The organism is Acinetobacter lwoffii, assembly GCF_052078135.1.
Classification (GTDB): Bacteria; Pseudomonadota; Gammaproteobacteria; order Pseudomonadales; family Moraxellaceae; genus Acinetobacter; species Acinetobacter lwoffii_Z.
In genome coordinates this window covers 1-14245 of the sequence record NZ_JBQGUZ010000018.1, presented here as the reverse complement: position 1 = coordinate 14245, position 14245 = coordinate 1, and the positions used below count along the sequence as shown (strand labels likewise).

The following is a 14245-nucleotide window of genomic DNA, read 5'->3' as shown; positions in this document are numbered from 1 at the left end:
CATTTCAGAATATCTTTATCTATAAAATAAAGTTAAATAACGTATTAAAATGAGTTATTTAAGCCGATTCAATAATTCCGATGTAGACAGGTAACCGCCCAGATAAGTACCTGCTGAATTATAAATGGCAGGGGTGCCATTCACGCCCATATTCAGACCCATTTGATATTGATCTTGAACAGGATTTTCACACTTCTCTGCACTAATCTGTGCGCCTGAAATCGCCTGGTCAAAGGCACTACGGCGGTCGGCACTGCACCAGATCGCTTCCATGGCTGGCATATGCTGTTCACCACGCGGCCAGGCGATATAACGCACTTCAATGCCTTTGGTATTCATCTCATCCATTTGTTCATGGAATTTATGGCAATACGGACAACTGACATCGGTAAACACATAGACCACATGCTTGGCTTTGCCTTTAGCTGGATAGACCAGCAAGTCTGCTGGCTTGAGTTCAGCAAAGAGTTTATTGTTGATGCCTGCCTGCAGGTTTTCGCTGACATTGTGTAGCTGTTTGTCGCCGAGACGGATCACATCGCCCTGAATCAGGTATTTACCGTCACTGGTGACATAGACCGCAGACATGCCTTCCAGACTCACCCAGTACAGGTTTGGAACTTCAGTGGCTTTAATGTCGGTAATTTTGGCACTGATGCCAGCAGTTTTGAAATGCTTTTCCAACGTAGACGCCAGACGCTGTTCTGCATTACGTTCGGTTAGGGTAGAGGCTTCGCCCGTCGCCGGTGCGCTTGCAGTCAACTCTTGCTTTTTATCGTTGTTAGTGGAATTGGAACACGCAGTCAGACCCAAACCAGCAGCAAGTGTGCAAGCCATAAAAATTTTTGAGCGGGCAAATGTCATAAAAAACCCTTTTCTTCTTGGATTAAAAACAGAGTATTAGCATAACAAAAAAAAATACCCACACGTCAAACTTCTCAGTTTATTCCATCCGGATATGTTTTAAGCACGTGGATGATGGGTGGCATGCAGCTGTTGCATCCGTACCTGTGCCACATGGGTATAAATCTGGGTGGTAGACAGATCACTATGCCCGAGCAACATCTGCACTACGCGTAAGTCTGCGCCATGATTGAGTAAATGTGTCGCAAAGGCATGACGTAAGGTATGCGGTGACAGTTCGGACTGAATGCCGGCCTGCAGCGCATAACGCTTAATCGCATACCAGAAATTCTGCCGGCTCATGATGCCGCCATGCTGGGTCAGAAACAGATAATCGGTCGAAGTCTTATACAGTTGCGGACGGGCTTCGTTCAGATATTTTTCTACCCATTCACAAGCCATTTGTCCCATCGGCACCAGACGTTCTTTATTGCCCTTACCGACGATACGTAAATACCCCTGTTTTAAGTTGATCAGTTCCAGACGTAAGTTAATCAGTTCGGTCACCCGGAGTCCGCAGGCATACAGCACTTCGAACATGGCTCGATCACGCAGTCCTAATGCCGTGTTGATATTAGGGGCATGAATTAAGGCTTCGACATCTGCTTCGGAGAGATCTTTGGGTAAGGCCCGGCCCAGTTTTGGGGTTTTATGTGCAGCCACCGGATTGTCACTACGCAGTTTCTGCTCACGTAAAAATTTATAAAATGAACGCAAGGCAGACAGGCAGCGGGCAATCGAACGTGGACTTTTTTGCTGTTTGGTCAGTGCAATCAGCACATCGGAAATATCATCATGATTCCATTCCGGCAGAGGCTTGCTCAGGCATTCTGCACATTGCACCAGGTCGGACAAATAGGCATTGCGGGTATGCGGGCTGACCGTTTGTGCAATCAGATAATCACGAAAACCCTGTAAATAACTGAACGCATCAGGAATCTGGACAGGGGCAGGAATACGGGGTTTTTTATTCAGCATAAGGTGAAAGGATCTGATCTGAAAAAGCGATAATCGGGATTGGTATTCTCCACTGTAGTTTAATTTTATGACGGTGTCGATGTGGTATAAGGCTAAATCGAAATGTAATTAATCTTATTTGTTAATTATTCTCATTTGTTTGTATACTGTACAAAATAGTTTAGGAATTTCACGGTGCGTTTGTCTGATTTAAAAGCAAAACAAATTGCCATCATTCGAAAAGTGAGTCGAACAACTGATGGTGAAAGTGCTCTACACGATGTCGTCGCGAGTCGTTTGGAAACTTTAGGCTTTGTACCAGGTACAAAGGTACAGGTCATTACTAAAGGTATTTTTGGTGGAGATCCCATTTTGATTCAAGTTGGATTCACACGTTTTGCTTTGCGTAAATCAGAAGCAGCCAAAATTGAAATCGAACAGGCGGTGTCGGCATGAGTGATACATTACGTATTGCCCTTGTCGGTAACCCTAACTGCGGTAAAACTTCATTATTCAACCACTTAACCGGAACACGCCAAAAAGTCGGTAACTATGCGGGTGTCACGGTTGAACGTAAAGTCGGTACCTTTCAGCTTGCTTCAGGCAAAGCGGTACGGGTACTGGATTTGCCGGGGACTTATAGTCTGGATGCGACCAGTCCGGATGAAGAGATTACTCGCAACGTCGTACAAGGTAAAATTGCGGAAGAGCAGGAGCAGGATGCATTTTTGTGTGTGGTAGATGCCACCAATCTGAAACTGCATTTGGGTCTGGTGCTGGAAATGATTCAGCTGGGTCGTCCGGTGCTGGTTGTGCTGAACATGATGGATGAAGCACGCCGTCGTGGCATGCAGATCAATACTCAGAAGCTGTCTGAGCGACTGGGCGTACCTGTGGTAGAAACGGTGGCTGTGCGCAATTCAGGGATTGAAAACCTGAAAAATGCGTTGGATCAAGGCAAGTATTCTGTACCACAGACTGAGCTCAGCGGCTTGAAAGGTGACAGTCACCAGCGCGTGGAAAACATTCTGAATGACGTGGTCAATTTCGTCGATCAGGAAGATAAACGTACCGATTTCCTCGACAAGATTTTTCTGCATCCGGTACTGGGCTTAATTAGTCTGGCCGTGATGATGTTCGTGATTTTCCAGGCGGTATTTGCCTGGGCTGCGCCGTTTATGGATGGGATTGAATCCTTCTTCGGCTGGTTGGGTGAGTTCCTCGGCGAATATATTTCTCATCCCTTGCTGAATAGTCTGGTGGTAGATGGGATTATTGCCGGTGCAGGCGGAGTAGTCGTATTCCTGCCACAAATTCTGATTTTGTTCTTCTTTATTCTGGTACTGGAAGAATCGGGTTATTTACCGCGTGCAGCATTCTTGCTCGATAAACTGATGTTTAAAGCCGGTTTGTCAGGACGTGCCTTTATTCCGTTATTGTCCAGCTTTGCCTGTGCCATTCCCGGCATTATGGCATCGCGGACCATTAGTGATCCACGAGATCGTTTAACCACGATTTTTGTTGCACCTTTAATGACCTGTTCGGCGCGTTTGCCGGTTTATGCCTTGCTGATTGCGGCATTTGTACCCGCACAAACTGTCTGGGGCTTCCTGAATCTGCAAGGTCTGGTACTTTTCGGTCTGTATATGGCAGGCATCGTAAGTGCTTTGGTAGTGTCTTTTGTGTTGAAATTCTTCCACAAAGATAAATCACAGCACATGCTGCTGATGGAACTGCCAAGCTACCGTTTTCCGGACTTGAAGAACGTTTGGATCGGCTTATTGGATCGCGGCAAAATCTTCTTGAAACGTGTCGGCGGCATCATCTTCGCCTTATCGATTGTACTGTGGTTCCTGTGTACGTTCCCGCAGCCACCAGAAGGCGCAACCTTGCCGGCCATTGATTATTCATTGGCGGGGATGCTCGGTCATCTGATGCAACCGATCTTTGCACCACTCGGTTTTAACTGGCAGATCTGTATTGCCCTGATTCCAGCGATGGCAGCGCGTGAAGTGGTCGTTGCAGCACTGGGTACAGTCTATGCGATGTCGGCAGTTGATGAAGATGCGATGTCTGAAGGTCTGGCTGCGCTGATCAGCGGTGGAGGTGATCTGGGCTGGTCAGTGGCGACAGGTTTGTCTTTGCTGGTGTGGTTTATTTATGCACCACATTGTCTGGCGACTCTGGCAACGGTTAAACGTGAAACGGGTTCCTGGAAAACTGTCAGTATCATGACCATTTACCTGTTTGGTCTGGCATATTTCATGTCATTCCTGACTTATCAAATTGCTTCATATTATTTGGGCTAAATCTCAACTTGGCCTTGGCCAATTGAATTTGCTGCATTGTATATGTATGGGAGATTGAGATGATTGAAATTCTAATTGTGACAGCACTGGTGCTTTGGAGCATGCTGGTTGTCTTTAAAAAGGTGTTTCCGAACACCTCTAACTCAGTCTTCCAGAAGCTGTCTGATGCCTGTGCAGCCAAGGGCTGGCAGCGTCTGGCCAAATGGCTGCAACCGGGTATGGCGGCAGGCTGCGGTGGCAACTGTGCCTGTCCGGTTTCAGAAAAAGGTTCAGACGTAAAGCCGGCTCAACAAGCGGTGAAATGGAAATAATTTCCTTTTCTGGCTAAATTTCAAAAACCGTCATGATCATGACGGTTTTTTTACGCATGGACACAAAAAAAATGTGCAGAAAAGCCAATCAGAAAAGGCATTCAAAACAGCAAAGTGCTACCATTTCGTCAGTTTCAAAATAGACCAAAATATGGGGCGAAAATGTTAATACAACGTGGTGGGTTAAAAGTCGTTGCAGGACTCGGAATATCAGGTGTTGCAGCAGTCAATTTCTTGCATAGTCAGGGCTACCGCGTTGCAGTAACAGATTCAAGAGCTAACCCGCCAGGGCATGACCAGATACCTGCTGAGGTTCAGACCAGTTTTGGTCAGTTTGACGCCGAACTGTTACTTTCTGCAGAAGAAATCGTGATTAGCCCCGGGCTTGACCCTAAACTTCCTGAAATTCAGGCAGCGATTAACAAGGGTATTCCGGTAGTCAGTGAAATCCAGATTTTACGCCGTGCTACGGATAAGCCTATTGTGGCGATTACCGGTTCTAATGCCAAAAGTACCGTGACGACCTTGATTGGTTTAATGGCAGCAGATGCAGGTAAAAAAGTCGCTGTCGGTGGTAACTTAGGCCGTCCTGCGCTAGACCTGACTAAAGACGATCCTGAGCTGTATATACTCGAGCTGTCCAGTTTTCAGCTGGAAACCACCTCAAATCTGGCAGCTGAAGTCGCGGTGGTGTTGAACATGAGTGAAGATCATCTAGATCGTCATGGCGATATGATGGGTTATCACACGGCGAAACACCGGATTTTCCAAGGTGTGAAAAAAGTCGTCTATAACCGTGATGACTCTTTGACCCGTCCTCTGGTGCCAGACGTAACACCGATGCAAAGCTTTGGTCTAAATGCACCGGATATGAACCAGTACGGTATTCTCAAGGATACTGATGGCAGTATCTGGCTGGCGCGTGGTCGTGAGCGTCTGCTGAAAAGTACCGAGATGTATATGCAGGGCACGCATAATGTTGCCAATGCCTTGGCCTGTCTGGCGCTGGGTGAGGCGATTGGTCTGCCACTGGAAAGCATGTTGAATACCTTAAAGACCTTTAAAGGTCTGGAACATCGCTGTGAATTCGTCAAGGAAGTACAGGGCGTACGCTATTATAACGACTCCAAAGGTACCAATATCGGCGCAACCTTGGCGGCACTGGACGGTCTGGGCATGGCGATTGAAGCCCAAGGCGGTAAGGTTGCGATTATTCTTGGTGGACAAGGTAAGGGCCAGGATTTTAAAGCTTTACGGGAATCACTCGCTAAATATGCCAAAGTAGCGGTATTGATCGGTGAAGATCGTCCCATCATTGAAGCAGCGATTGCGGGCACGACTGAACTGATCCATGCGGACAGCCTGCAGCAGGCGGTAGAAATCTGCCAAAAGCACATTCAGACCCATGATGTCGTGCTATTGTCTCCTGCATGCGCAAGTTTTGATATGTTCTCGGGTTATCCTGAGCGTGGTCGCAAGTTTGTTGCGTATGTGAATGAACTCAATTAAGAATAACAAGGATTCGTGATATGGCTGGGTTTGCTCAGACTACGATCAATAAATTAAATCAATTTTATACGCAGTGGATACCTAGAATACCTGCTGAAGTGAATCCACGGAATGTATTGATTTTCTGTGTGTTGGCTTTGCTCTGCATTGGTTCGATCATGGTGGCATCGGCCTCGATGCCCTATGCAGAACGTATGCATGAAAATCCGTTTCACTATATTAGCCGACATGGGATTTCGATTTTTGTCGCTGCCGTAGCAGCTTTTCTGGCTTATAAAATCCCCTTAAAAGTCTGGTTTAATAACACTTTCTTTTTGTGGATTATTACCATCGTACTTTTGGTGGCCGTGCTATTTGTCGGGACGGAAGTCAATGGTTCCAAACGCTGGATTCGGATCGCAGGCTTTACCTTACAGGCTTCGGAAGTCGCCAAAGTGATGATGGCAATTTTTACTGCAGACTACGTGGTGCGCCGTGCGGAAGAAGTACGGAATAATATCAAGGGTCTGGTCCGTTTAAGTGCCATCATGGGTGCTACCGTCGGTTTGATTATTCTCGAGCCTGACTTGGGTGCAACCGTGGTAATTACCTTAACCATGCTTGGCGTGTTCTTTCTGGCGGGTGCGCCGTGGATTCAGTTCGGTGTGGCTTTTATGACCTTGGTCGGCGCATTTGCTGCCGCGATTCTGTTGGAACCGTATCGTCTGCAACGTCTGCTGTCTTTTTCGAATCCTTGGGAAGATCCCTTAGGCACCGGTTATCAGCTCTCTAATGCCCTTATGGCCTTTGGCCGTGGGGAATGGGCAGGGGTAGGCTTGGGGCATAGTATCCAGAAAATGTCTTATTTGCCTGAGGCGCATACCGATTTCATGCTGGCAATTTTGGGTGAAGAATTTGGCTTTTTAGGCATTTCAACCATCCTGATCTTGTCCTTCACCATGCTGGTTTGCTGTATCCGCATTGGACACCGCGCCTTGCAGCATCAATATTTGCGTGCCGGCTATCTGGCTTATGGCATCAGTATCATTTTCCTGTTACAGATTCTGGTGAATGCCGGTATGAATATGGGCATGTTGCCGACCAAGGGTTTGACCTTGCCATTTATTAGTTATGGCGGTTCATCCCTGATTATCTGTGCGGTCATGATCAGTCTGATTCTGAAAATTGATTCGACCACGCGTCAGGTCAATCCAAGCCGCGAAGAATCAAGCTTCTAGATTGGAGTTTCGTCCTGGCTCTGGCTGAGCATGGTCCAGTACCGTGCTCGGCATTGCGGTTCCACAATTGGAACAGGTCACAAAAGCAGATTTAGGCTTGGAAAGTGGAATCAAGGGTATAAAAAATAAAGAAAAATAATTACGCTGCTGTTTTAGCTCATAGCCCGAACGAGTACGGCAGACCGGACACAGAAACTGGCTTTTCTCAATGGTTTTGGTTTTAGGGCCGACGCCAAAAATAAAAAACATACTCTTCTTCCTATCAATTTTTCATTCTAGAAGTCTAGCTTAAGTGAAAAGCTGTTTTTATAAATAGTGACCTTGTAGCTCAGTTGTATGTGGAATCCGCTCAATGTCCCATTGTACTACCGCCTGTTGCAGCATCCGATCGGGAGTGTCCAAATCAACTTCAGCCTGATGCAAAGCCTGAAGTGCCTGTTTTAATAATTGGGGTGCCTGAGTTAAATCCAGTGCTTGGGCCAGATTCTGTTTTGACAGTTTTTGCCCCTGATCATTCATTGCCAGCGGTAGATGCATATAGCTCAGACGCGGATAACCGAGTAACTGTCCCAGATAGATTTGCCGTTCGGTATTATCTAAAAGATCAGCTCCACGTACCGCATGAGTCATACCTTGCAGATAGTCATCGACTACTACAGCCAGCTGGTAATTCATAATGCCGTCACGACGTTTTAAGACAAAATCGCCCAGATCTTTTTTCAGTTCTGAACAGTGCTGACCTTGCAGCCGGTCTTCAAAACAGATTTCAACATCTTCAACTTTTAAACGGATGGCCTGATGCTCAAAAGCCAGACCCAAGTTGCGGCAGGTATCCTGATAGATATGGTTGGAACCGAGCATTTTACGGGTACATTGACAAGCATAGACTAGGTCTTGCTGACGTAATTGCTGGATGACGTCTTCGTAAATATCTAAACGGTCTTTCTGGAAAATGATTTCGGCATCAGGTTCAAGCTGAAAGGCATCCATGGCACGCAGGATATGCTCTTCGCTGCCGGGATAAATACGCGGAATGTCGGTGTCTTCAATCCGGACCAGCCATGTGCCTTGATTGGCTTTGGCATCGCAGTAACTGGCAACTGCGGTAATGAGGGAGCCAAAATGCAAAGGGCCGGTTGGCGATGGCGCGAACCGGCCCACATAAGCCATCCTGTTGTCCCCCTCCTTTTTTAAAGGAGGGGTTAGGGGAGGATTATTTACAGACATACTTAACCGTTATTTTGCTTCTCTTTGATCTCTGCAAGGGTTTTGCAGTCAATACATAAAGTAGCCGTTGGACGTGCTTCTAAACGACGCAAGCCAATCTCGATACCACAAGTTTCACAGAAACCATAGTCATCATTCTGGATTGCTTCGATCGACTGTTCGATTTTACGAATCAGTTTACGTTCACGGTCACGGGTACGTAACTCAATCGCAAACTCTTCTTCCTGAGTCGCACGGTCATTCACATCTGGAAGAGCAGTATTTTCGTCTTGCATCGTATTCAGGGTACGATCCACTTCTGACATCAACTCAGCTTTCCAAGCCAGCAAGATTTGGCGGAAATGCTGAAGCTGACCTTCAGACATGTATTCTTCATTTTTTTTAGGTTGATAAGGTTCAATACCAAATAAGCTAGCAGTAGAACCACCGTCAGTCGTTTTAGGCTTAGATTTGCGTACGCGCTTTGCAGCTTTCTCTTCTACAACATCAGTTTGATTGTCTAAGACTTGATTTTGGTTGTCATTCGCCATTTAGGGCATTCCTCATCTATGCGTATGATTGCTACGCAAAAAATATGGTGATATGCAGTTTTTTATCCACCCTGTAGAAAGATTATCCTCCTATGGGGGCCGTCATCATATAGACTTTTTATGCTTATTGATAGTCTTTGATGTCTGGACTATGCATATCACATTTCCTTTGGTTGCAATAAAGTAATGCAAAAAAAACAAATTGAAAAGTTAATAACCTGAAATTTCGGTATTAATATTTTGCTGGCTCAATGCCACCCGTTCAATATAGGTATCAAACTCACCATTTTGTTGCAAATGTAATACACGATAACCTGGTGCCGCCTGATCTAGCGCGAAATCTTCACTTTTAGGTTTAAACTGCACACTGGTCGATGGCGTGGATAAAAAGTAGATGCCATGCCATTCGTTGCAGGAATCCTGATGCACATGACCAAACAGAACCAGCTTGATATTATGATGCCGAGCCAGTACATCTTTTAAATCTTCAGCATTTTTCAGCCGGTGCTGATCAATCCAGTACGATTTCATCGCAAAAGGATGATGATGGCAAGCGACAATGACATGCTGATGCTTAAATTCAAGCAATAATTGGTCCAATTGATCGAGTTGAGCTTGTTCCACCCAGCCATCGATCTTGCCTTGAACGGCACTATTTAACAGGATCATGGTCCAGGTGCCAAAATGAATGGCATGTACCTGATTCGCATGCTGGTGAAAAGGGAACACCCGAGAATCGTCATGGTTACCTGGAATCTGATAATACGGCACGTTTAAAGACTGGACAAATGCTAAATAGCGTTGATAAGTCTGCTCGACCGGCACCTGTGCCAGATCACCGGTATGAATCAGTGCATCCATTTGGGGAAAGCGCTGTTGGATCTGCTGCATCACCTCGTGAAAACTCTGCTCGGGATTCATCCGGGCAAATTCCAGCTCTTCCCGATCCATCAAATGGGTATCAGAAATCTGGATAATGGTCCAATCTGGCTGTGTGTTTATGCTTGACTGCTGAAAACTCATGTCTTTCCCCTTAGACATATTCCTGCAGTATGAATATGTTGTTGCAACCATTGCAAGGCCATAATGACAGGTGCATTTCTTAAGCGACCATTCGTGAGCAAGGACGGAATATCAGCATAATCCAGAATATGCAGCTGGATATTTTCACCTTCATCCGGCATGCCAAAAATACCGCCCTGTTCAGGCAATTCGGTCTGCGCCACATATAAATGAAATAATTCGGAACATGCCCCGGCGGACGGATAGAAGCTGAAAATGTGCTGCAGCTCATCCAGGGTACAGCCTGATTCTTCGAGTGCTTCGCGACGGATGCATGTTTCAGGCGCTTCATCGCCATCCAGAACGCCAGCAATTACTTCGAGTTGCCAAGGAGAGTCGATATCATCCAGTCCGCCAATCCGGAACTGTTCGATCAGGCCGAATTTCTGCTGTTGATGATTGTACATCAGCACACCCGCTGCTTCTGGCCGGTGAATCAGCTCACGTTGCAAAACAGGGGTTGAGCTTTCCTGATTAAATAAACGGTGTTTCAGGCTGACTTGTTCTACCTGAATAAATCCCCGGTACAAGAACTCACGTGCCTCTACGCTAAAGTCTTTTTTATTATAAGAGGCCTGTTTAATAATATTCATATGCTCAGATAGAATGAATTGATTTATTTTCATCCTATCTGAGTTTTTTTTGAAGACAACTGTTTTTTTTACAGTTTTATAGTTTGTGGTATAAATTTTGACCAGAATTATGGTAGTGGGCTTTCATCTGATCCATGCCGGCTTCAATTTCGGCCTGAGAGGTTGCTGGCTGATCAGGATTAGCCTGTTGACTGGCATAATCGCGAACATTCTGGCTAATCTTCATTGAACAGAACTTCGGTCCGCACATGGAACAAAAGTGCGCAGATTTATGTGCTGCTTTGGGCATGGTTTCATCATGCATACTGCGGGCGGTATCCGGATCCAGACTCAAGTTAAACTGGTCTTCCCAGCGGAACTCAAAACGGGCTTTGGACAGGGCATTATCCCGGGCCTGTGCACCCGGATGTCCTTTGGCCAGATCGGCAGCATGCGCGGCAATCTTGTAAGTAATAATGCCGTCTTTGACATCTTTTTTATTCGGCAAGCCGAGATGCTCTTTAGGCGTGACATAACACAGCATCGCGGTACCATACCAGCCAATCATCGCGGCGCCGATCGCCGAAGTAATGTGGTCATAACCCGGTGCAATATCCGTGGTTAAAGGCCCCAAGGTATAAAATGGCGCTTCCTTACAGACTTCCAGTTGCAGGTCCATATTTTCCTTGATCATATGCATCGGGACATGGCCCGGGCCTTCAATCATCACCTGAACATCATGCTCCCAGGCACGGTGGGTCAGCTCACCCAAAGTTCGAAGTTCGGCAAATTGCGCTTCGTCATTGGCATCCTGTACACAGCCGGGACGCAGACCATCGCCAAGACTGAAAGACACGTCGTAGGCTTTCATGATCTCGCAGATTTCATCGAAATGGGTATACAAGAAGTTTTCCTGATGATGTGCCAGACACCACTGCGCCATGATCGAACCGCCACGCGATACGATACCGGTCAAACGGTTGGCAGTCAGCGGTACATATCTTAAAAGCACGCCGGCATGAATGGTGAAATAGTCCACACCTTGTTCAGCCTGTTCAATCAGGGTGTCTTTAAAGATCTCCCAGGTCAGGTCTTCGGCCACACCATTGACTTTTTCCAGTGCCTGATAGATCGGTACGGTTCCAATTGGTACAGGAGAGTTGCGGATAATCCATTCACGGGTTTCATGAATATTCTGGCCGGTCGAGAGGTCCATAATCGTATCTGCACCCCAACGTGTCGCCCAGGTCATTTTCGAGACTTCTTCTTCGATACTTGAACCGAGTGCAGAATTACCAATATTGGCATTGATTTTGACCAGAAAATTACGCCCGATGATCATCGGTTCCAGTTCCGGATGATTGATATTGGCCGGAATAATCGCGCGGCCGGCGGCGACTTCCTGACGCACAAATTCTGGCGTAATTTCAGTCAGGTTTTTTGCACCAAAATTCTGGCCCGGATGCTGGCGCATATCGACACCATCGAGTTGACGTAGGTTTTCACGAATGGCAATGTATTCCATTTCCGGTGTGATAATGCCTTGCTTGGCATAATGCATCTGGGTGATGTTGCGGCCGCATTTGGCTTTGCGTGGTTTTTGAATATGCGCGAAACGGATCGCAGCGGTACGGATATCGCGTAAACGCTGGCGGCCAAATTCAGAACTGAGCTGATCCAGAATTTCACTATCGTTGCGCTGCTCAATCCAGCTTTCACGAATATTCGGCAGACCTTTGTTCAGGTCAATCGTCACATCGGGGTCAGTATAAACACCAGACGTGTCATAGACCATTAATGGCGGATTATGTTCACCGCCCAGACTGGTCGGGGTTTCACTTAAGGAAATCTCCCGCATCGGTACCTGAATATCAGGACGGGAGCCTTGCAGATAGACTTTACGTGAGGCAGGCAGAATTCGCGTTAAATCGCGTGCTTCCTGTTCATGAGCGGAGAGAGAAGTTTCAGAAGAAAGATTCGTTAACTGGTTCATGGCTATGATCCTTATGAATGACATCAACGAATCAAGCACGACCAAAAACGTAGGCAGATTTATCCTGAACAGATAAAGCAAGGGCTGGGTTTTTAGCTGGCTTGATTCCTACGCAGGTATTAACCTGATCAGGTTCAACGGTACTCATGCTCAATTCCTGATAACGATAAAAGGAATCACATGATCTCAGCGAGGCATTACTCGCGCTCCGTCAAGCGAGGCTAAAGCTTAGCTCAGTTTAGGCAGAATAAACAGGTCTAAATCTCTCAACTTTAAGCAAGGAGTAATTCAGACCTTGTCAAATGAACTGACTCTATCACTGATGAACTAGATGCAGATGGCATCAGTAAAGCAGTCTTTATCGTATTTTTGTGAGGGTGGACTGATCTGGGCATAGTACAGAATCTGTTCTGCTTCCGAGCGGTTTCTATAATCGGCAGGCAAGGCTTGCTGGCGCTGTTCCGGAGTCATGTCCAGAAATTCCAGAAACAGGCGTGCCTGTGTGGACAGCGTGGATTTCTGGCCGCTCGACAGTTCAATAATGGTTTCCAGATGACTGGTATCGACAGCATAACGATCACGATAATCTTCAGACACCGACGATTGCTCGGTACCTCTAAACAGGAAATAGGTATATTGCTTCAGCAGATATTCGGCATCGCGTTTATAACTGCTATTCGGATAAGTCTTGAGATAATCTTCCCAAAGCAGGCTGCGGGCTGCAATATCAGCGGCTTCAATCTGCAGGCGTTTTTCTACCAGCACCGGTTCCATATTCTGTTCCGCCAGATTTTCAATAAAGGCTTTTTCAGCGGCCGGTAAATAAGGGGCAAAAATACGCGCCAGATATTCCGGACTGCGGCGATAATGTAAAGTGCCATCTCCCAGATCCAGCAGTTCTACATAAGCCTGCCCCTTGTGTTTTAACAGATACTGGTCACGTGAGGTGAGCTGTTGAAAATGCGCATGCTGAATGGTCGGATGCTGGGCCATTTCCAGCGCATACTGCTCAAAGGCACGTTGCTGAAATTCGGTGCGATCTACCTTTAAAAAGCGCTGATACATTTCGGTAGAGCGTTGCATCAGGTGCTTCTGCTCCGCCAAGTCCATCAACGGCAGGCATACTTTAAGATCCTGATTAATCTGCTCCAGCGCAAACGTCGTGCGCTGGTCATTAATCTGGGACATATTTTTTTCAATATTCTGGCACATGAGGCTAAAGTCATTGACTGGACTTTGCGTTTGCTTTGCCTCAGTCTGTTCGACCTGGATCTGTGGATCTGAAGGCTGTTGGCAGCCCCCAAGAAGCAGCACGCTACCAGCAATCAAACAGGCTTTGAATATCGACGGGAATGGCATTAACACTATGCTTCAGGACTCTGTATATAGGTGAATTCAGAAAATAACGGCCTTACTGGGAGGTATATTGTATAGATCAAATTAAAATACTATGTTTAGTATTGTGAATTGCTTTGTTACATTGCAGACAGAGATCTTGAAAATTGAATTAATCGTGAATAAAACGCGATAGTTATATTAAAAAGCTCTGTACACGACAAATTTCACAGAACCCTTATCCTATCAGGATTCTGCTTTCTTAAAATTGCCAAAATTTCCTTAAACTCTTCTTTTTTCCCAAAACCAATTAAACGCTG

At 46.3% G+C, this 14245-nt stretch carries 14 protein-coding genes and 1 riboswitch; of the genes, 5 read left to right on the top strand and 9 right to left on the bottom strand.

From position 1 onward, the window contains the following. Window positions 1-54 precede the first annotated feature (54 nt). The gene (locus tag ACTL4S_RS11900; protein ID WP_243474072.1) at window positions 55-864 is read right to left on the bottom strand and encodes a DsbC family protein; all 810 of its coding nucleotides are present in this window, start codon (window positions 862-864) and stop codon (window positions 55-57) included. 99 nt (window positions 865-963) lie between these two features. Continuing rightward, window positions 964-1881: a site-specific tyrosine recombinase XerD gene (gene xerD / locus ACTL4S_RS11895; protein ID WP_005101476.1), complete on the bottom strand. Its 918-nt coding sequence runs from the start codon at window positions 1879-1881 to the stop codon at window positions 964-966. A gap of 174 nt (window positions 1882-2055) precedes the next feature. Between xerD and ACTL4S_RS11890 the strand changes: the two genes are divergently transcribed. The 5 genes from ACTL4S_RS11890 to ftsW all read left to right on the top strand — a co-directional run bounded on the left by ACTL4S_RS11890 (window position 2056) and on the right by ftsW (window position 7206). After that, window positions 2056-2316 carry a FeoA family protein gene (locus ACTL4S_RS11890; protein WP_004281065.1) on the top strand — a complete coding sequence of 87 codons (261 nt, stop codon included), beginning with the start codon at window positions 2056-2058 and terminating at the stop codon, window positions 2314-2316. After that, a complete protein-coding gene (feoB, locus tag ACTL4S_RS11885; RefSeq protein ID WP_168730895.1) occupies window positions 2313-4169 on the top strand; it encodes a ferrous iron transporter B in 1857 nt (618 codons plus the stop codon). The genes ACTL4S_RS11890 and feoB overlap by 4 nt, the downstream gene beginning before the upstream one ends. Before the next feature lie 59 nt (window positions 4170-4228). Further along, a complete protein-coding gene (locus ACTL4S_RS11880) occupies window positions 4229-4480 on the top strand; it encodes a DUF6587 family protein (RefSeq protein ID WP_005101469.1) in 252 nt (83 codons plus the stop codon). 162 nt (window positions 4481-4642) lie between these two features. Then, window positions 4643-5989, top strand: coding sequence for a UDP-N-acetylmuramoyl-L-alanine--D-glutamate ligase (gene murD / locus ACTL4S_RS11875; RefSeq protein WP_441299416.1), 1347 nt, complete (start codon window positions 4643-4645; stop codon window positions 5987-5989). A gap of 20 nt (window positions 5990-6009) precedes the next feature. Next, a complete protein-coding gene (ftsW, locus tag ACTL4S_RS11870; RefSeq protein ID WP_004281069.1) occupies window positions 6010-7206 on the top strand; it encodes a putative lipid II flippase FtsW in 1197 nt (398 codons plus the stop codon). On the opposite strand, the gene ACTL4S_RS11865 is transcribed toward ftsW, so the two are convergent. The 7 genes from ACTL4S_RS11865 to ACTL4S_RS11835 form a co-directional block, all read right to left on the bottom strand. Continuing rightward, window positions 7195-7455: a zinc ribbon domain-containing protein gene (locus ACTL4S_RS11865; protein ID WP_004281070.1), complete on the bottom strand. Its 261-nt coding sequence runs from the start codon at window positions 7453-7455 to the stop codon at window positions 7195-7197. The two genes, ftsW and ACTL4S_RS11865, sit on opposite strands and share 12 nt — an antisense overlap. Before the next feature lie 57 nt (window positions 7456-7512). Next, on the bottom strand, window positions 7513-8433 hold the full coding sequence (gene gluQRS, locus ACTL4S_RS11860; protein WP_004281071.1) for a tRNA glutamyl-Q(34) synthetase GluQRS: 921 nt from the start codon (window positions 8431-8433) through the stop codon (window positions 7513-7515). Between the two features lie 2 nt (window positions 8434-8435). Continuing rightward, complete coding sequence (dksA, locus tag ACTL4S_RS11855; protein WP_004281072.1) at window positions 8436-8963, bottom strand: RNA polymerase-binding protein DksA; 528 nt, start codon at window positions 8961-8963, stop codon at window positions 8436-8438. A 210-nt stretch (window positions 8964-9173) separates the two neighbouring features. Then, window positions 9174-9986 carry a metallophosphoesterase gene (locus ACTL4S_RS11850; RefSeq protein ID WP_004281073.1) on the bottom strand — a complete coding sequence of 271 codons (813 nt, stop codon included), beginning with the start codon at window positions 9984-9986 and terminating at the stop codon, window positions 9174-9176. After that, window positions 9983-10618, bottom strand: a complete 636-nt coding sequence (locus tag ACTL4S_RS11845) for an NUDIX domain-containing protein (RefSeq protein WP_253174407.1) — start codon at window positions 10616-10618, stop codon at window positions 9983-9985. Before ACTL4S_RS11845 ends, ACTL4S_RS11850 begins: the two co-directional genes overlap by 4 nt. A 76-nt stretch (window positions 10619-10694) precedes the next feature. After that, entirely contained in the window at window positions 10695-12590 is a 1896-nt protein-coding gene (thiC, locus tag ACTL4S_RS11840) for a phosphomethylpyrimidine synthase ThiC (protein ID WP_441299415.1), read from the bottom strand. 88 nt (window positions 12591-12678) lie between these two features. Further along, window positions 12679-12811: riboswitch (TPP riboswitch) on the bottom strand. A gap of 106 nt (window positions 12812-12917) precedes the next feature. Then, the gene (locus ACTL4S_RS11835; protein WP_441299414.1) at window positions 12918-13949 is read right to left on the bottom strand and encodes a hypothetical protein; all 1032 of its coding nucleotides are present in this window, start codon (window positions 13947-13949) and stop codon (window positions 12918-12920) included. Between the last annotated feature and the right edge of the window lie 296 nt (window positions 13950-14245).